We start from the raw sequence: 17,550 nt of genomic DNA on the forward strand, positions 1-17,550 counted from the left end.
CCTCTCGTCCTGCACGTGTCCTCGTGAGGGAGACCACGCCCGCACCGGGCACCACCCACCAGAAAGGAACGGTCGCCATGACCACCACAGCACCCACCCGTCGCAGCCCCTGGAAGAAGATCGCCCTCACCGGCGGCGTCCTCCTCGCCGCGGGAGCCCTCGCCGGCGCCGGCGCCTTCGCCGTGTTCACCGACTCCGGGACTGCCAGCGTCACCGCGGACGCCGGACAGCTCGACATCAACCTCGACGGCACCTTCATCGTGACGGACATCGCGCCCGGAGACACCATCCAGCGCCCGGTGACGATCGTCCTGCCGAACGCCACCAACGACGGCGACCTCGTCTCGTCGGTGCGCTTCTCGCAGGCCGTCACCAACGACGTCGTGGGATCCGACACCACCGACCAGAACCGTGTCGGCCAGTCTCTCGTCTCCGGCCCGAACGGCCTCGACTACCGCCTGCTGACCTGCTCCACCGCCTGGACGACCGCCCCCACCACGACTCCGGCGGGCCCGTATTCCTGCAGCGGGACCACCACGGTCACCGGATCCGGCAAGCTGTCGTCCATCGGCGGCCAGGCCGGCGCGGTCGACTTCACCCCGGCGAACTTCGGCATCACCCCCACCACGACCGGGACCTTCCCCTCGGACGCCGGTGACGTGACGCTGAACACGCTGATCGAGCTCGTCCTGCCGACCGCGGCCGACAACGCGTACGAGAACGCCTCCGCCACGGTCACCTTCACGGCCGCCGCGATCCAGCGCGCCGGCATCCAGAAGTAGACCGTCCCCCACCGCCTCCGTCCTGCCCGGCCGCCACCGGCGCGGGGCGGAGGCATCCCCCTTTCCTCCCGGAGTCGTCCCCATGCCCCACGCCCGTGCGCTCGTCGCCGTCCTCGCGGCGGTGCTCCTCGCGCCCGCGGCGAGCGCCGAGCCCGTCGGCGTGCTCGACGTGCGCGAGCTCTCGGCGCCCGGATCCCTCACCGACCTCGCTCCGGGCGACCGCGCCGAGTGGGCGGTCGAGGTGACCAGCACCGGCCTGTCGCCGCAGGGGGTCTCCGTGGCCTTCGCGGTCGACGGAGGGACGCTGGCGCAGGACCCGCGCGACGGCCTCCAGCTGTCCGTCGAGCTCTGCGACTCGGCGTTCACGGTCGCCGAGGTCGTCGACGGGGAGCGCACGGTCGAGCGCTACCTCTGCCCGGAGGACGCGATGCCGCTCGGATCCGGACCCGCGGCGACGCTCGGCCGGCTCGACGGTGTCCGTCCGCTCGAGCGCGGGGCCACCGTGGGCGTGCGCGTCCGCGTCCTGTTCCCGGAGTCGGCCGGCAACGGGACCGAGCTCGCGGCGGCGTCGCTGCGGGTGCTCGTGGGCACGACGGAGGAGGATCCCTCCGCGACGCCCGGCCCCGGCTCCTTCCCCGGAGCGGCGGGCGGCGGGCTGGCCGTCACCGGCCGCGACCTGGGCGCTGCGCTCCTGGGCGGGATGCTCGCCCTCGGCTCGGGCGCCCTGCTCGCCGCGGCGGCGCGCCGTCGTCACCGGAGGGAGCAGGCGTGAAGGCCCTCCGCGCTCTCCTCGGCGGCCTGGTCACGATCGTGGCCGTCGCCGGCATCGCCGTCTTCGTCCTCTCCGCGCTCGGTCTCGTGCGGCTCGTGCCGGTGCTGTCGAACTCGATGGCGCCCGGGATGCCCGTCGGCTCCCTCGCCGTCACCCTGCCCGTCGACCAGGCCGCGATCCGCGCCGGCGACGTGATCGTCTTCACCGACCCGGACGATCCGGGCCGCCGCGTCATCCACCGCGTCACCCTCGTCTACTCCGAGGAGGAGGCGGCGGCACTCCGCGGCCGCGAGCCCGGCCAGCTGGCGCTCACCACCAAGGGCGACAACAACGAGTCGGCCGACCCGTGGATCGTGACGATCGCGGACGAGCGGATCTGGCGCGAGAGCTCGGTGGTGCCGCTGCTGGGCTGGCCGAGCATCGGCCTCGCCCACCCGGAGGCGCGGTTCGCGCTCTTCGCCGCGGGCGGCGCGGTCATCGTGGGCGCGCTCCTGATCGCCATCTGGCGCCGCCCCGCGGAGGTCGCCCCGTGAGCGGCGCGCACCGCTCGTCGGACGGCACGCCGCCCCCGGAGCCCCTGCGTCCGCCCGCTGAGCACGGACGGCACAGCGCCCGGCCGTCCTCCCGCGACCGCGGAGCCCCGCGCCACTCCCCCGAGGTCCGCCGCCGCGTGGTCTCCCGCGCCGGCCTGGCGGGACTCGTCGCCGGCGCGCTCGTCCTCGGCGCCGCCGCCACCGCCACCGCCGTGCTCCTGGACCGGGGCTCCGTGAGCGCGCGGGTCGCCTCCGGCACCGTCATCGCGACGTTCACCGGCACCGGAGCGACGACCGTGCCGGTCCCCGTCGCGGGACTCGTCCCCGGCGGCACGGCCCGGCGCCTCCTCGACCTGACGAACGCCGGGACCCTGCCGATGTCGGCCCTCCAGCTGCAGACGGCCACGGGCACCGACCTTTCGGACGGCCTGCAGCTCGCGATCGAGCGCTGCTCGCTGTCCTGGTCGGCCGATGCCGCGACCTGCCCCGGCACCGTCACCACCGTGTCGGCCGACCGCCCCGCCGCCTCCCGCCTCGACCTGCCCGGCTCCCCCGCCCTCGCCGTCGGAGCGACCGACCACCTCCGCTTGACCGTGCGCCTCTCGGAGTCCGCGCCGTCCGCCGCGCAGAGCACTTCCGCGACGCTGACCGTCACCGTCGTCGGCGTGCAGCGTCCGGGCCGCCAGCTGTAGGCGCGGCGGGCCCACGCCTCGGCAGCACCACCGCCGCGCCGTCCCCTTCCGCGTCAGCGCCGAGGCGCCCGGGACGGTCGTCGACACGCCGGAGCGGGCGACCGTCTCGGGCGACTCAGCGGGGCCGCGGGTACCTCGGTGGTGCCTCGCTACTCGCGCAGGGCCGCCACGGCGTCGTGGAAGCTCGGCACGTCGGAGAGCACGCCCTCGGGCCCCAGCACCGTCCAGGTCGTGCCCGCGCGGATCAGGACGCCCAGCTCCTCGGCGGGCCGGCGGCGGGTGCGGCGCAGCTCGAGCACGAAGACTCCGGGACGGGCCTCTCTGATCTCGGGAGTGCGCCGGTCGGGCAGCATCACGAGTCCTCCCCGAGGGTCAGCGGTAGACGCTCCACTCCTTCTTCACGATCCGGCGCTCCTCGCCGTCGACCGCGACGATCCACTCGCCGTCCTTCTTGGCCACGACCCGCCCGCGCAGGTACTGCGGCTCCCAGCCGTCGGCCTTGTTGACCCACTTCACGAACCGCGCGAACCGCCCCGGTGCCACGTCGTCTCTGGACATCTCTCGACTCCCCTCGTCGTCACCGGCACGTCCATCGCCCTCCGTCAGGAGAGCACCTCGCCCAGCGCGAGGGGGACCTCTCCTGTGAGGTCTCGAAGCCGGTTCACCGACGGTAGAACGCGCTCCTCACTACGGACGAGACCGTTGACTGATCGACGATCGTCTGGCAGTGGGGTCAGGATGCGGCAGCGGATTCAGGAGTCGAACAGCACGTGCGGCCGTCCGGCGTCGACGATCACGCGGGCGCGCACCCCGTAGACGTCCGCGATCAGCGCCGGGGTGAGCACCTCCTCCGGGGTGCCGCCCGCGACCACGCGCCCCTCGCGCAGCACCAGCAGCGCGTCGCAGAAGAGGGCCGCGAGGTTGAGGTCGTGCAGCGCGACGACCGTGGTCACCGGCAGCGCCCGCACCAGGGCCAGCAGCTCCAGCTGATGGCGGATGTCGAGGTGGTTGGTCGGCTCGTCCAGCAGCAGCTCGCGCGGCTCCTGCGCGAGCGCCCGGGCGATGTGCGCGCGCTGTCGCTCGCCGCCCGAGAGGGTGTGCCAGAGGTGGTCGGCCTTCGCCTCGAGGCCCACCTGCTCGAGGGCGCGATCGATCGCGCTCAGATCCTCGGCCGTGTCTCCGCCCAGGAGGGAGCGGTGCGGGGTGCGCCCCAGCCGGACGACGTCGCGGACGGGGAGGTCCGCCTCCGTCTCGGCCTGCTGCGTCACCGTGGCCACGGCCCGGGCGACCTCGCGGCGGCGGAGCGAGCGGAGCGGCGCGCCGTCGAGGGTGACGACGCCGGCGTCCGGAGCCGCGGTGCCCTGCAGCAGCCGCAGCAGCGACGACTTGCCCGAGCCGTTGGGCCCGAGCAGTCCCACTGTCGAGCCGGGAGCGGGGCGGAGCGAGACCCCGTCGACCACCAGGCGGCCGCCCCGGCGCCACGAGACCCGGTCGGCCTCGAGCGTCACGAGCGGCCCCTCCGCCGCAGGAGCAGCAGCATGAACACCGGCACGCCGACGAGTGCCGTGCCGACCCCCACCGGCAGCGGAGTCGGCGCGAACGCCACCCGCGATCCGGCGTCGACCCACACCAGGAACACCGCGCCGAGCAGGATCGTCGCGGGGATCACCCGCGAGTGCCGCTGGCCGAACACGAGTCGCGCGGCGTGCGGCAGCACCAGCCCCACGAAGCCGATCGCGCCGGCGATGCTCACCAGGGTCGCCGTCAGCAGGGCCGTCACCACCAGCAGGAGGAGGCGGGTGCGGCCCACATGCACGCCGAGCGACGCAGCCACGTCCTCCCCGAAAGCGAACGCGTCGAGCGTGCGCGCCGCGGCGAGGCAGACCACGGAGCCGAGCAGCACGACTCCTCCGCTCAGCGCCGCGTCGTCCCAGCGCATGCCCTCGAGGGAGCCGAGCAGCCAGAACATCACGCCGCGCGTCTCGTCCGAGTCGGCGAGAGCGAACACGATCAGCGAGGTCAGCGCCGAGAACAGCTGGGTGCTCGCCACCCCCGCCAGGATCACGCCCGAGGTGCCGCCCGCCGAGAACCGCGTGAGCAGCAGCACGAAGCCGAAGGCGACCAGCGCGCCGACGAAGGCGCCTCCGGAGAGCCCGACCACTCCTCCGCCGACCCCGAGCACGCCGACGAGCACCGCGCCCGTGGACGCTCCGGAGGAGACGCCCAGCACGAACGGGTCGGCGAGCGGATTGCGCAGCAGCGACTGCAGGATCACTCCGCACACGCCGAGCCCCGCCCCGCAGGCCGCGGCCACGAGTGCGCGCGGGAGGCGCTCCTGCCAGACGATCGCGTCCTCGGCCGCACGCACCGGGACGGAGGCGAGCCCGAGGTGGTTGAGGAGGATGTCGCGGACGTTCACGAGCGAGACGTCGGCCGGGCCGAGCGTCACCGCGACGCCGACCGAGAGCGCCAGCGCGAGCAGCCCGCCGACGACCAGCGCGGCGGCGGCAAGGCCCCGCGGCACCCGGCGGACGAGGACCGCGCCCGTGCCCGCGCCCGTGCCCGTGCCCGTGCCCGTGCCCGTGCCCGTGCCCGTGCCCGTGTGCGTGCTCAGAGCGAGGCCCCGTTCTCGTCCCACCAGGCGCGGATCTTCTCGAGCCCGTCGACGAAGCGGATCGACGGGTTCATCTCGGCGCCGTGGAGCGCGATGAAGCGGCCGTCCTGCACCGCGGGCAGGCTGCTGGTCAGCGGGTCGGAGCGGAGGAACGCGGTCTTGTCGTCGAGGCGGTCGCCGGGGAAGCGGTCGCGCTGCAGGTCGCCGAGGACCAGGACGTCCGGGTCGGCCGCGACGACGCTCTCCCAGCCCACGGCGGGCCAGTCCTCCGTGCGGTCGGCGAAGACGTTGGTCATGCCGGTCGTGGTGCCGAGCATCGAGGCGAAGTTGTAGCCGCCGGCCATGTAGGGCGTCTTGGTGTCGGCGAACCAGAAGGCGACGCTCCGGCCGCCGAGGTCGACCCCCTCGGTGGCGGCGGCGGCGCGCTCCTGCAGCTGCGCGACCAGGGCGTCGCCGCGCTGCTGCACGTCGAAGACCTCGGCCAGCTCGTGGATCTCCTGGTAGAGGACGTCGACGGTCAGCGGGACGGTGCGCGTGCCGCTCCCGCCGTTGACGCTCGCTCCGTTGTCGCAGTCGGAGGGGGCGAGGTAGGAGCCGATCCCCGTCTCGGCGAGGCGGTCGCGCGAGGCGACGCCCTCGGGCGCGTAGTGCCGGCCGAAGGAGGCGGTGACGAAGTCCGGGTCGGCACCGAGCAGCACCTCGTAGGTGGGCGCGTTGTCGGCCAGGCGCGGCACGCTCTCGTTCGCGGAGGCGAGGGTCTCGAGCACGGGGTCGGTCCAGGAGGCCGTGCCGACCATCCGGTCCTCGAGGCCGAGGGACAGCAGGATCTCGGTCGAGTTCTGGTCGAGGGAGACGACCCGCTGCGGAGGGGCGGTGACGGTGGTCGCGGTGCCGCAGTTGTCCAGCATGAGCGGGTACGAAGTCGTGCCCTCCCCCGCGGCGGCCGTGCTCTCGGGCTCGATCTGCTCGGAGGCGCCGCAGCCGGTGAGGGCGAGCAGGGTCAGGGCGGCGAGGGCGAGGGCGGCGGGGCGCCGTCGGTGCGTGGACATGGATCTCCCGTGGTTCGTGGGCGTCGGTCGTCGGCCCGGTGCGCGGGCCTTGTTCGTGGGCGCGGCGCGGAGCCCGGGTAAGCATAGCCTTACCTCACTTCGACCCGTCCATTCGCCCCAGTCGATCCGCGCCACCGACCCTCGGCCACCCTCGGCCCGGCCTGCCGGCGACTCCGCAGGAGTCGCCGTGGTCGCGCGCGAGAACGGCGACCTCCGAGTTCTCGATGCACTTAGAAGGCCCGGAACAGCCGAGTAAGCGGACACCTGTCGCGCACCTCGCCTCCGCAGCCCCCAACCAGGTGGACAGCACCCCGGTCACGGTTCCCCTGGGGGCGGGAGAGCGCGATCCTGGACACCGACGCTCGACGGCGCCCGCCCCACCGCCCTCCGACCGTCACAAAAGGATCCTGTTGCCCCGCCACTCCGCCCGCACCGCCCCCTCCGGCCGGTCCGCGCTGGTGCGCAAGGCCGATGCGTCCGGCTACCGGCCCGAGATCGAGGGACTGCGCGCCGTCGCGTCCCTCCTGGTCGCGACGTTCCACATCTGGCTGGGCCGCGTCTCCGGAGGCGTCGACGTCTTCTTCGTGATCGCCGGGTTCCTCACCACCATCACCCTCCTCGGCCAGATCCGCCGGTTCGGGCGCGTGCGTCCGATCGCCTTCCTCCGGAGGCTCGCCTCGCGGCTCTTCCCGGCGGCCGCGGTGGTGCTGGTCGTCGTCGCGACGCTCGCTCCACTCCTCCTGCGCCCCTCGCAGCTGCTGCAGACCTTCACCGAGGTGCTCGCCTCGACCTTCTACGTCGAGAACGTCGCGCTCGCGCGGGCCGGAGTGGACTACCTCGCGCAGGACGACTTCCACTCGCCGGTGCAGAACTTCTGGGCGATGTCGGTGCAGGGGCAGTTCTACCTGGTCTGGCTCGCCCTGGTGCTCGTCGCGACCCTCGCCGCCGTGCTGCTGCGGCGCCGCGCGCAGCTGCCGCGGTTCCTGCTGGCGCTCGTCGCGGCGCTCACCGTCCTCTCGTTCGCGTTCTCGGTCGTGCTGGTCGGGATCGACCAGCCGACCGCGTACTACAGCACCCTCGCCCGCTCGTGGGAGTTCGGACTCGGCTCGCTCGCGGCCCTCGTGCTCCCGGGACTGGCGATCCCGGCGGCCCTGCGGACGGTCGCCGGGTGGCTGGGGCTGATCGGAGTCGTCTCCTGCGGATTCGCGCTCCAGGTCTCGAGCGCGTTCCCCGGCACCGCCGCGCTCTGGCCGACCCTCTCGGCGGTGCTCGTGCTCGTCGCCGGGACCGGCCCCGCCCCGGAGCGCGGAGTCGGCCGGCTGCTGGCCCTGCGCCCGCTCGTGTGGCTGGGCGGCCTGAGCTACGGGATCTACCTCTGGCACTGGCCGATCCTGGTCTTCTGGCGGGAGAGCACCGGCGAGGACCCGACCGCTCCGGCGGGCCTGGGCGTCATCGCCGCCGCGATCCTCCTGGCCGCCGCCTCGAAGCACGTGCTCGAGGACCCCCTCCACCGCCGCGCCCCCGCCGAGCGCCCGCACCGCCTCCGCGCGCTCGCCCCGGCGGCCCTGCTGGCCGCCGCCGCCCTGGTCGGAGCGACGGGCCTCACCGGCACGAACGCCGCGATCGCCGCCGACCTCACCCGCGCGCACGCCCTCCCCGTCTCGACCGAGGGCTGCGTCGGAGCCGCGGCGCTCGCGAACGCCTGCCCCGACTCCTGGACCACGAGCCTGCCCGCCGTCGACGCCTCGGAGGACGGCTCCGCGCTGAACACCGACGAGTGCAGCACGGGCAACTCCGGCACCGCGCTCAAGGAGTGCCGCTTCGGCGATCCCGCCGGCCTCCGTGTGCTGCTCATCGGCAACTCGCATGCGGCGTCCTTCTTCCCGGCGCTGCGCGGCGTCGCGGAGGAGCGCGGCTGGGACCTGCACACCTACTACAAGACGGGCTGCGTCTTCTCGACCGCGGAGCGGCGCGACGACTCCGCCTCCTCCCGCCGCTCCTGCGACGTCTGGAACGAGAAGCTGCAGGAGGAGCTCGCCGGCCAGGAGCCGTATGCGCTCGTCGTCACCGCCTACTCCGCGAAGAAGTCCGTGTTCGTCGACGGGTCCGGCACCCCCGACGAGCAGGCCGGCATCGACGGGTTCCACGAGTCGTGGGCGCCGCTGATCGCCCGCGGATCCACGGTGGTCGCGATCCGCGACAATCCGGTGCTGCCCTCGCTCTCCCTGCTGGCCTGCGCCGAGGAGCCGGGCTCCGCGGCCGACTGCAGCGTGCCGCTCGACGAGGCCTTCGCCGACCGCGAGCTGATGGCCGCCGCCGCCGAGGGCTGGCCGGGCGCCGCCGCCGTCGACCTCACCCGCTGGTTCTGCGACGACCGCGGCTGCCCCCTCGTGATCGGCGGAGTGAAGGTGTACCGCGACCTCGGGCACCTCACCGAGTCGTACGCCCGGACCCTGGCGCCCTACCTCGGCGAGGCGCTGGACCCGCTGGTCGGCTGAGGGCCCTCGCGCTCGCCTCCGGACGCATGCAAGACTGTTTATACGAACAGGGGATCGGAGGAGCCGATGGGCCACTCTCACGGCGTTCCAATCGGCTCCGCCGCCGCACGGCACCGGCGTCCGCTCGTGACCGCCTTCGTGCTGACCGCGGCGTTCATGGTCGTCGAGTTCGCGGTCGGAGTCGCGACGGGCTCGCTCGCGCTGCTCTCGGACGCCGCGCACATGGGCACCGATGTGCTGGCGCTCGGGATGTCGATCGCCGCGATCTCGCTCGCCGCGCGCCCCGCCGCGAAGGGCCGCACCTACGGCTCCTACCGCCTCGAAGTGCTGGCCGCCCTCGCCAACGGCCTGCTCCTGTTCGCGGTCGCCGCGTTCGTGATCGTCGAGGCCGTCCGCCGCTTCGCCGAGCCGCCCGCGGTGCCCGGCGGCCCCCTCCTGATCACCGCCGTCGTGGGCCTGGCGGTCAACCTCGTGAGCCTGCGCCTGCTGTCGGCCGGGGCGAAGGAGAGCATCACCCTCCGCGGAGCGTCCCTCGAGGTGCTCGGCGACGCACTCGGCTCGATCGGCGTGATCGTCGCGGCGATCGTGCTGCTCACCACCGGCTGGGCGTGGGCGGATCCGATCGTCGGCGTGCTGATCGGGCTGCTGATCCTTCCCCGCACCTGGTCGCTCACGCGGCAGGCGCTGGGGATCCTGATGGAGTCGGCGCCCGCGCACGTCGACCTCGCGGCACTCGAGCGCGACGTCTGCGCCGTCCCCGGCGTGCTGGCGCTGCACGACCTGCACGTGTGGACGATCACCTCGGGCATGGAGAGCGCCACCGGCCACGTGGTCGTCGCCCCCGACGCCGACTACCGCACCGCGCTCTCGCGGGTGCTCGCCGTCCTCCGCGAGCGCCACGGCATCGACCACGCGACCATCCAGTGCGAGCCCGAGGCCTTCCCGGAGACGACGCATCGCGTCTGAGCGCGGGGGTGGCTTACACACCCGCACGCCTCCGCATGCCCTCGACACTCCAGGAGTCGTCGCACTCGGCGCCGACTGCGACGACTCCCGGCTTCTCGACGTTGCGGGCCTCGCCCACCCCTGAGCACCTTCCGATTGTTGACGTGAACATGTACAGTCGGCCGTCAGGGCGCGTTCACGTGAACATGCCCGCATTTCGATGGCGAAAGAGAGACCGCATCAATGTCGATGTCCTTCAGAAGGGTCGCCGCGCTCGCCACGAGCGCCGCCCTGGCCACAGGAGCACTGCTGGCGATCCCCGCCGCAGCGGCCCCCGCTCAGGCCGCGGACGCGTTCCGCATCACGCCGAACCCCGCCGCCGCCGGTGAGGCGTTCGAGGGCTGGGGCACCAGCCTCGTCTGGTTCGCGAACGCGACCGGCGGCTATCCCGAGGCCCTCCGCGAGGACCTCTACCAGAAGGTCTTCGGCGACAGCGGCCTCGACCTCAACATCGCCCGCTACAACATCGGCGGCGGCAACGCCTCCGACGTGAAGGACTACCTCCGCCCGGGCGGCGCCGTCGAGGGCTGGTGGAAGCAGAACCCGGCCGGCGACGCGTCGACCTACGGCGGCACCTCCACGAAGCTCGCCGACCGCGACGCGCTCCTGGCCAAGTGGAACGCGGACGACCCCGCCTCCTACGACTGGACCGCGGACCAGACGCAGCGCTGGTGGGTCGAGAGGCTGGCCGAGGAGAAGCAGATCTCGCACTGGGAGGCGTTCTCCAACTCCGCCCCGTACTTCATGACCGAGAGCGGCTACGTCTCGGGCGGCTTCGACGCGAACAGCGAGCAGCTGAAGCCCGCCGCCGAGGAGCAGTTCGCGAAGTACCTCGTGAAGGTCACCGAGCACATGGAGGACGAGTACGGCATCGAGTTCGACACGCTCGACCCCTTCAACGAGCCGAACACGAACTACTGGGGTACGCAGCTCTCCAACGGCGTCCCGACCGGCGGACGCCAGGAGGGAATGCACGTCGGACCGACGCGCCAAGCGGGTCTGATCCCCGACGTCGCCGCCGCGCTGGACGCCTCGACCACCGACGCCGGCATCGCCGCGATGGACGAGACCAACCCCGACATCTTCGCGACGAACTGGGCCGCCTACTCCGCCGCGATCCGCGCCGAGGTCGACCGGATGAACGTCCACACCTACGGCACCTCGGGCCGCCTCAAGGTCCGCGACCTCGCGAAGCAGGCCGACACCGACCTGTGGATGAGCGAGATCGAGGGCAACTGGGTCACCGGCTTCGACCCCACCAACATGGAGAACGGCCTCGGCATCGCCGGCCGCATCAACGACGACCTGCGCGAGCTCGAGCCCAAGGCGTGGGTGCTCTGGCAGCCCGTCGAGGACTACTACAACATGCAGCAGCCCAAGCCCAAGGGCGAGAACCTCAACTGGGGCTCCGTCTACATCGACCTGGACTGCAAGCCGTACCAGGAGAACGGGACCGAGATCTGGAAGTCGGTCCGCCGCGTCGCCGACGCCGGTGGCGACTCCACCAAGGCCCCGGTCTGCGGCGTCGAGACGAACTCGAAGTTCAACACCATCCGGAACTTCACCAAGTTCATCCACGAGGGCGACCACCTGATGCCCTCCAACGACAGCTCCTCTACCGCCGCCGTCCGCGGCGACGGCTCGGGCGCGACCGTCGTGCACACCAACAGCACCGCGACCGAGAAGACCGTCGTGCTCGACCTCTCCCGCTTCGGCACCATCGCCGACACCGCGACGGTCACCCCCTACGTCACCACGAAGGCCTCCTCGGCAGCCGCTCCCACGAGCAACGCCCTGGTCGCCAAGACGCCGGTGAGCGTCGACCGCATCTCGCGCACCGCCACGATCACCGTGCCCGCCAAGTCGGTCACGAGCTTCTCGATCGACGGAGTCTCGGGAGTCGCCGACTCCGCCCCCGCCCTGCGCGACGGCCACCGCTACCAGCTGGTCGGCACCCAGAGCGGCAAGGCCCTGACCGGCAACCCCTCGGGCGCCGCGACCACGATCACCGGCCTCGCCACCGACTCCGCCACGGCCGCCAAGCAGACCTGGACGGTCCGCGAGGTCGCTGCTGGCGAGCGCGAGGCCACTCGCCGCGTCGTCCTCGTCAACGGCGACGGACGCGTGCTCGGAGCCACGACCGCCGGCACCGACCTGCGCGCGCTGTCCGTCGACGCGGCGAAGACGACCGCCGCGACCCGCTGGATCGTCAACACCACCGACGGCGTGAACTTCTCGCTCGTCAACGAGTCGATCGCCCAGTCGCTCGACGTGAACGGCGGCTCCAGTGCCGACAACGCGTCGGTCGGCGTCTACACCTCCAACGGCGGAGCGAACCAGTCGTGGTCCCTCCGCGACCTCGCGCCGACCGCCGGCCAGACGATCGCCGTCCGCACCACCGCGGGCGTCGCTCCGACCCTGCCCGCGAGCATCACCCCGCAGTACTCCTGGGGAGCCGGCGCACCGCTCGCCGTCACCTGGCAGCGCCCCGCCGACTCGGCGTACGGCGCGACCGGCCGCGTCGAGGTGCCCGGCACCGCGACCGACCTCTACGGCCAGACGATCACGGTCACCGCGCTCGTCGACGTCGGCGAACTGACCGCGACCGACCCCGTGTCGGTCACGGCCGCCGCGGGCGCCTCGGTCGCCGGAGTGAAGGCCTCGGCCCCGACGACGGTCCCCGCCCGCGTGGGCGCCTCGGCCAGCACCTTCCCGGTGCCGGTCGTCTGGGACTGGACGCCGCTCACCACCGCCTCCCTCGCCCGGGCCGGGCAGGTGACGGTCTCGGGAACGGCGACCGCCGACGGCGCTACGCTCCCCGCCACGCTCACGGTGCTCGTCACCACGGGCACGCTCCGCAACTTCAACCCGGACGCCGGCATCGTCGCGACCGCGTCGTCGTCGGAGTCGGGCTACGGACCGGAGCGCACCCGCAACGGCGTGGACGGCGACAAGGGCTGGTCGAACTGGACCAACGGCACCAAGGCCGCGCAGAGCTCGCTGACCTACACCTTCCCCTCGACCCACCAGGTCGAGAAGATGTCGGTGCAGTTCCTGGCCGACGGCGGCACCAGCTGGGCGCAGACCTACCAGCTGCAGTACCAGGCCGCTGACAGCACGACCTGGACCGCGGTCCCCGGCTACGAGTCGGCCGTGGCCCTCGCGTCGCCGGCCGGCGGAACGGCTCCGACCCTGGTCGCGTCGTTCGCGCCCGTCACGGCCAAGGCCTTCCGCGTCGTGATGAACGCCTACGACAACACGCACCTGATCGTGGCCGAGACCAAGCTCTACGAGTCGGTCGCCTCGCCCGCCGCGGTCGCCACGCTGGGCGCCCTGCGCGTCGGAGGAGCGGGCATCGCCGGGTTCGACCCGGCCCGCACCTCCTACGCGGTCACCGTCGAGGGCACGGCGATGCCGGTGATCGGAGCAGTGGCGACCGACTCGGCGGCCACCGTGCGGATCACCCAGCCGACGACGGCGAACGGCGGAGTCGCGACCGTCGCGGTCCGCGCGGCCGACGGCTCCGTCACCTCGACCACGACGGTGACGGTGACCCTGAAGGCGCCCGCCGCCCTCGCGGTCGCGGTCACGGCGACCACCCGCTGCATCGCCGGCAAGGTGACGCTCACCGTCGCGGCGAAGAACGAGTCCGGCGTGCCGGTCTCGATGACCATCGCGACGCCCTCCGGGTCGAAGCAGGTCACCGGAGTCGCGCCCGGCGCGAGCGGCAGCGCCGCGTTCACCACGCGCGCGGCCTCGGTGCCGGCCGGCCAGGCCACCGTCACCGCGACGGGCACGGTCGACGGTGAGCAGGTCACCTCGGTGGCGACGGGAGCGTACGCGGCCCGCAGCTGCTGACGCCCCCTCCGACACGGACCGCCTCCGCCCCTCCGGGGACGGGGGCGGTCCGTCGTTCGCCGTCGGAGCGGCGCGGCGCGGGCGGCGCGTCGTGGGATCCCGATACGCCCGCGGCGCGGGCTACTCGATCAGCATGGATCCGTCCCGGTCGGGCAGCCGCACACCTCCGCGTCGGTGGAGCGACCGCGCACCCCTATGCCGGTCGACCGGCCGCGGCACGCGGCGTATCGAGACCCCGCTCAGTGCCCCGCGGCCGCCTCGTCGCGGGTGCGCAGGCGCGACACGCCCATCACGACGGCCGCGATGACCAGACCCAGCACGAGGCCGAAGATCATCGAGACGAAGGTGTCGGCCAGCCACACGACGACCGGGCCCGCGCCCTCGACCGCGTGGGTGACGACGTGCACGAGGTCGTACGGACCGTGCCACACCGTCTCGGCGAGGTTCGCGACGACGAGGTGCCCGCCGACCCAGAGCATGGCGAGCGTCCCGATGATGCTGATCGCGCGGAACACCACCGGCATCGACGCGACGATCCTCGCTCCGGTGCGCCGCACGCCGCGGGCCGCGTTCTTCATCAGGCGCAGGCCCACGTCGTCGATCTTCACGAGCAGCGCGACGGCGCCGTAGACGAGCACGGTCATCCCGAGCCCGACCACCAGGAGCGCGCCGAGCGTGGGCCAGATCCCGAAGTCGGGGTCGAGGCCGTCGAGCGCGATCAGCATGATCTCGGTGCTCAGGATGAGGTCGGTGCGGATGGCGCCGAAGACGAGCTTCTTCTCGTCGCGCGCCTCCGTCTCGTGGCCGCCGTGCGAGACGCCGAACCACTCGAGCACCTTCTCCGCCCCCTCGAAGCAGAGGAAGGCGCCGCCGAGGATCAGCAGGTACGGCAGCACCTGCGGCGCGAACGCCGAGAGCAGCAGCGCCAGCGGGATGATGATGACGAACTTGTTGAACAGGCTCCCCAGCGCGATCCGCCCGACCACCGGCAGCTCCCGCGCCGGCGTGAGGCCCTGCACGTACTGCGGGGTGACGGCCGCGTCGTCGATCACGACGCCCGCCGTCTTGGCGCTCGCCTTCAGGGCGGCGGTGAGGATGTCATCGACAACCGCGAGCAGGCCGACCGACATGTGCGTCTCCTTGGAGGTCCGGGGTGAGAGGGCTCACAGTATCGCGAGCTCCGCGGTCGAGCGGGCACGGGGAGGGGCGTGGCCCGGCGGAGGGGGTCCGGTCGCGGGGATCTCGATACGCCGGCGGGGCCGGCTCCTCGATCAGCGTGAAGGGCGGGCTCCGCGGGCCGGCTCCGCGGAAGCGTCAGGAGGCGGCGGGGGCCGGGCCGGTGCTCTCGCGGACGATGAGGCGGGTCGGCACGAGCGAGACGCCGGTGCGCTCGCCCGACTCGAGCTCGCGCAGGAGGATGTCGACCGAGCGGCGGCCCGTGTCCCCGAAGAACTGGCGCACCGTCGTGAGAGGCGGCCAGAAGCTCGCCGACTCCTGCATGTCGTCGAAGCCCGCGACGCTCACCTCGCCGGGCACGGCGCGTCCGGCCTCGTGCAGGGCGCGCAGCACGCCGAGCGCCATCTGGTCGTTGGCGGCGAAGATCGCGGTGACCTCCGGATCGGCGGCGAGCCGCTTGCCGAGGCGGTAGCCGGAGTCGGTGGACCAGTCGCCGACCAGCACCTCCGGCACCGGGGCGCCGCGCTCGATCAGGGTCGACTCCCACGCCTCGTGGCGGCGCTCGGCGGAGTAGGAGCGGTCCGGGCCGGCGATGTGGTGCACGGTGCGGTGTCCGAGTCCGAGCAGGTGCTCGACGGCCTGGCGGGCGCCCGACATCTGGTCGGTGTCGACCACCGGGTACTTCTCGCCGCCGGCGGAGTCGACGACCACCACGGGCAGGTCCGGCGGGAGGACGATGTCGGCCTCGTCGAGCAGGTGCGCCTCGACGATGATGATGACGCCGTCGACCGCCTCCTCGCTCAGCCGGTGGAACGCGACCGACACCTCGCCCTGGGTGGGGTGGGAGACGGGGATGAGGGTGATCGAGTAGCCCGCATCGGCGGCCGCGATCGCGATGGCGTCGAGGGTGCGCATGTTGCCGAACGAGGACAGCGTGAACATGATCACGCCGATGCTGTGGAAGCGGCCCGTCCGCAGGGCCCGCGCCGCGCTGTTGGGCCGGTAGCCGAGGGCCCGCATCGCCTCGAGGACCCGCTCGCGCGTCTCGCCGTCGACGTTCTGCTTGCCGTTCGACACCCGCGAGACCGTCTGGCCCGAGACGTTCGCGCGCCGGGCCACGTCGGCCATCGAGACGCCGCGTCGCGGCCGGGTGGACGGGGACGGGCGGTCGGTCTCGAGTGACATGGGCTTCCCTTTATAGCGCGCCGCCCGTCAGCCGTGGTGCATCGTGCGCCGAACCGTGACGCAGGAACAGTCGCGGGTGGCGACGTGGACATGCTACGGTGACGCTCTGCCATGTTGACGTGAACATGACGGGCCCGCACTACTCCCCGAACGGAATCCCATGACGACGACGTCTCCCCCCGTCCCGCTGAGCGAGGTCGCCCCTCCGGCGTCCCCCCTCGCGGCCCCGAAGTCGCGGGCGAAGAGCGAGTGGAAGGGCCTGGCGTTCGTCGCCCCCTTCCTCGTCGTCTTCCTCCTGGTCTTCATCGCCCCGGTCGTCTACTCGATCTACCTGAGCCTCTTCCGCGAGCAGCTGGTGGGCGGCAACTCCTTCGTCGGCTTCGCGAACTACGCCGCGATCTTCACCGACCCGAACTTCTGGGAGGGCTTCGGCCGCGTCCTGCTGTTCCTCGTCGTGCAGGTCCCCGTGATGCTCGTGCTGGCCCTCGTCGCGGCCCTCGCGATCGACAGCGGCCGCCTCCACGGCACCGGCTTCTTCCGCATCGTGGTCTTCCTCCCCTACGCCGTCCCCGCGGTCGTCGCGGTGCTGATGTGGGGCTTCATCTACGGCGACAACTTCGGCCTGGCCGCGAACGTCAACGACCTGCTCGGCTCCGACGTCGTCCAGCCCTTCTCGCGCGACTGGATCCTCGCCTCGATCGGCAACATCGTCACGTGGGAGTTCGTGGGCTACAACATGCTCATCTTCTACTCCGCGCTGAAGACGATCCCCGGCGAGCTCTACGAGGCGGCCGAGATCGACGGCGCCGGCCCGATGCGCGTCATCCGCTCGATCAAGCTTCCCGCCCTGCGCGGCGCGATCGTCATCGCCACGATCTTCTCGATCATCGGCAGCTTCCAGCTGTTCAACGAGCCGAACATCCTCCGGACGCTGGCGCCGAACATCATCACCACCTACTTCACCCCGAACATGTACGCCTACAACCTGTCCTTCGCCGGTCAGCAGTACAACGCGTCGGCCACGGTCGCCATCGTCATGGGCGTGATCACCGCGGTGATCGCCTACGTCGTGCAGCTCCGCGGCGCGCGGAAGGAGAACTGATGGCCCTCGCGACCGCTCCCCGGACGCCCGCCCGCGCCCCGAAGCGCCCGGCCGCCCGCCGCGGCTCCTCGGTGCAGCCCAAGAAGTCGATCGCCTTCACCCTGCTGATGTCGGTCTTCATCCTCTACAGCCTCGTGCCGCTGGCCTGGCTGGTCATCAACGCGACGAAGACGCAGGCCGGCCTGCTCTCGAGCTTCGGCCTCTGGTTCGACGGCGACTTCGTCTTCTTCCAGAACATCGCCGACACCCTCAGCTACCGCGACGGGATCTTCCTCCGCTGGCTC

Annotated in this window: 15 protein-coding genes and 1 pseudogene; 9 read left to right on the forward strand and 7 right to left on the reverse strand. The window is 72.6% G+C overall.

Features of this window, described 5'->3' with window-relative positions:
- The first annotated feature begins 77 nt into the window (after window positions 1–77).
- The 4 genes from C5C33_RS07380 to C5C33_RS07395 all read left to right on the forward strand — a co-directional run bounded on the left by C5C33_RS07380 (window position 78) and on the right by C5C33_RS07395 (window position 2,779).
- On the forward strand, window positions 78–782 hold the full coding sequence (locus tag C5C33_RS07380) for a TasA family protein (protein WP_104226366.1): 705 nt from the start codon (window positions 78–80) through the stop codon (window positions 780–782).
- Between the two features lie 82 nt (window positions 783–864).
- Window positions 865–1,554, forward strand: coding sequence for a hypothetical protein (locus C5C33_RS07385; RefSeq protein WP_104223394.1), 690 nt, complete (start codon window positions 865–867; stop codon window positions 1,552–1,554).
- Window positions 1,551–2,087: a signal peptidase I gene (locus tag C5C33_RS07390; RefSeq protein ID WP_104223395.1), complete on the forward strand. Its 537-nt coding sequence runs from the start codon at window positions 1,551–1,553 to the stop codon at window positions 2,085–2,087. Before C5C33_RS07385 ends, C5C33_RS07390 begins: the two co-directional genes overlap by 4 nt.
- Window positions 2,084–2,779, forward strand: a complete 696-nt coding sequence (locus C5C33_RS07395; RefSeq protein WP_104260823.1) for a peptidase — start codon at window positions 2,084–2,086, stop codon at window positions 2,777–2,779. Before C5C33_RS07390 ends, C5C33_RS07395 begins: the two co-directional genes overlap by 4 nt.
- Window positions 2,780–2,928: 149 nt before the next feature.
- Here C5C33_RS07395 and C5C33_RS07400 read toward each other — a convergent pair whose 3' ends face one another.
- The 5 genes from C5C33_RS07400 to C5C33_RS07420 all read right to left on the reverse strand — a co-directional run bounded on the left by C5C33_RS07400 (window position 2,929) and on the right by C5C33_RS07420 (window position 6,442).
- Window positions 2,929–3,132 carry a hypothetical protein gene (locus C5C33_RS07400; protein WP_104226362.1) on the reverse strand — a complete coding sequence of 68 codons (204 nt, stop codon included), beginning with the start codon at window positions 3,130–3,132 and terminating at the stop codon, window positions 2,929–2,931.
- A gap of 19 nt (window positions 3,133–3,151) precedes the next feature.
- Window positions 3,152–3,337, reverse strand: coding sequence for a hypothetical protein (locus C5C33_RS07405; RefSeq protein WP_104223398.1), 186 nt, complete (start codon window positions 3,335–3,337; stop codon window positions 3,152–3,154).
- A gap of 194 nt (window positions 3,338–3,531) precedes the next feature.
- Entirely contained in the window at window positions 3,532–4,287 is a 756-nt protein-coding gene (locus C5C33_RS07410; protein WP_104260824.1) for an ABC transporter ATP-binding protein, read from the reverse strand.
- Entirely contained in the window at window positions 4,284–5,303 is a 1,020-nt protein-coding gene (locus tag C5C33_RS07415; RefSeq protein WP_104260831.1) for an iron ABC transporter permease, read from the reverse strand. Before C5C33_RS07415 ends, C5C33_RS07410 begins: the two co-directional genes overlap by 4 nt.
- A gap of 86 nt (window positions 5,304–5,389) precedes the next feature.
- Window positions 5,390–6,442, reverse strand: coding sequence for an ABC transporter substrate-binding protein (locus C5C33_RS07420; RefSeq protein ID WP_104248045.1), 1,053 nt, complete (start codon window positions 6,440–6,442; stop codon window positions 5,390–5,392).
- A gap of 410 nt (window positions 6,443–6,852) precedes the next feature.
- Here C5C33_RS07420 and C5C33_RS07425 point away from each other — a divergent pair, with 410 nt between their 5' ends.
- The 3 genes from C5C33_RS07425 to C5C33_RS07435 all read left to right on the forward strand — a co-directional run bounded on the left by C5C33_RS07425 (window position 6,853) and on the right by C5C33_RS07435 (window position 13,803).
- Complete coding sequence (locus tag C5C33_RS07425; protein WP_181136210.1) at window positions 6,853–8,940, forward strand: acyltransferase family protein; 2,088 nt, start codon at window positions 6,853–6,855, stop codon at window positions 8,938–8,940.
- A gap of 66 nt (window positions 8,941–9,006) precedes the next feature.
- The gene (locus C5C33_RS07430; RefSeq protein WP_104260826.1) at window positions 9,007–9,906 is read left to right on the forward strand and encodes a cation diffusion facilitator family transporter; all 900 of its coding nucleotides are present in this window, start codon (window positions 9,007–9,009) and stop codon (window positions 9,904–9,906) included.
- A gap of 228 nt (window positions 9,907–10,134) precedes the next feature.
- Window positions 10,135–13,803, forward strand: coding sequence for a glycoside hydrolase (locus tag C5C33_RS07435; RefSeq protein ID WP_181136211.1), 3,669 nt, complete (start codon window positions 10,135–10,137; stop codon window positions 13,801–13,803).
- Window positions 13,804–14,042: 239 nt separating this feature from the next.
- Here the strand turns inward: C5C33_RS07435 and C5C33_RS07440 are convergent, their stop codons facing one another.
- Window positions 14,043–14,933, reverse strand: coding sequence for a DUF808 domain-containing protein (locus C5C33_RS07440; RefSeq protein ID WP_104223404.1), 891 nt, complete (start codon window positions 14,931–14,933; stop codon window positions 14,043–14,045).
- Between the two features lie 184 nt (window positions 14,934–15,117).
- On the reverse strand, window positions 15,118–16,164 hold the full coding sequence (locus C5C33_RS07445) for a LacI family DNA-binding transcriptional regulator (protein WP_146076621.1): 1,047 nt from the start codon (window positions 16,162–16,164) through the stop codon (window positions 15,118–15,120).
- A 160-nt stretch (window positions 16,165–16,324) separates the two neighbouring features.
- On the opposite strand from C5C33_RS07445, the gene C5C33_RS07450 reads away from it, so the two are divergent.
- Together C5C33_RS07450 and C5C33_RS07455 are read left to right on the forward strand one after the other, a co-directional pair.
- Window positions 16,325–17,266 (forward strand): carbohydrate ABC transporter permease, encoded by a 942-nt coding sequence (locus tag C5C33_RS07450; protein WP_104223405.1) that lies wholly within the window; start codon window positions 16,325–16,327, stop codon window positions 17,264–17,266.
- Window positions 17,266–17,550 (forward strand): annotated as a pseudogene (locus C5C33_RS07455) (carbohydrate ABC transporter permease); the annotation flags it as partial. The gene C5C33_RS07450 and the pseudogene C5C33_RS07455, both read left to right, overlap by 1 nt.

This window comes from Rathayibacter sp. AY1H3, from assembly GCF_002932015.1.

Excerpts from the sequence above, each read along its gene's own strand:
- C5C33_RS07405 (WP_104223398.1), bottom strand. The coding sequence starts at position 3,337 with ATGTCCAGAGACGACGTGGCACCGGGGCGGTTCGCGCGGTTCGTGAAG.
- C5C33_RS07430 (WP_104260826.1), top strand. The coding sequence starts at position 9,007 with ATGGGCCACTCTCACGGCGTTCCAATCGGCTCCGCCGCCGCACGGCAC.
- C5C33_RS07420 (WP_104248045.1), bottom strand. The coding sequence starts at position 6,442 with ATGTCCACGCACCGACGGCGCCCCGCCGCCCTCGCCCTCGCCGCCCTG.
- C5C33_RS07440 (WP_104223404.1), bottom strand. The coding sequence starts at position 14,933 with ATGTCGGTCGGCCTGCTCGCGGTTGTCGATGACATCCTCACCGCCGCC.
- C5C33_RS07435 (WP_181136211.1), top strand. The coding sequence starts at position 10,135 with ATGTCCTTCAGAAGGGTCGCCGCGCTCGCCACGAGCGCCGCCCTGGCC.
- C5C33_RS07400 (WP_104226362.1), bottom strand. The coding sequence starts at position 3,132 with ATGCTGCCCGACCGGCGCACTCCCGAGATCAGAGAGGCCCGTCCCGGA.
- C5C33_RS07385 (WP_104223394.1), top strand. The coding sequence starts at position 865 with ATGCCCCACGCCCGTGCGCTCGTCGCCGTCCTCGCGGCGGTGCTCCTC.
- C5C33_RS07380 (WP_104226366.1), top strand. The coding sequence starts at position 78 with ATGACCACCACAGCACCCACCCGTCGCAGCCCCTGGAAGAAGATCGCC.
- C5C33_RS07450 (WP_104223405.1), top strand. The coding sequence starts at position 16,325 with ATGACGACGACGTCTCCCCCCGTCCCGCTGAGCGAGGTCGCCCCTCCG.
- C5C33_RS07445 (WP_146076621.1), bottom strand. The coding sequence starts at position 16,164 with ATGTCACTCGAGACCGACCGCCCGTCCCCGTCCACCCGGCCGCGACGC.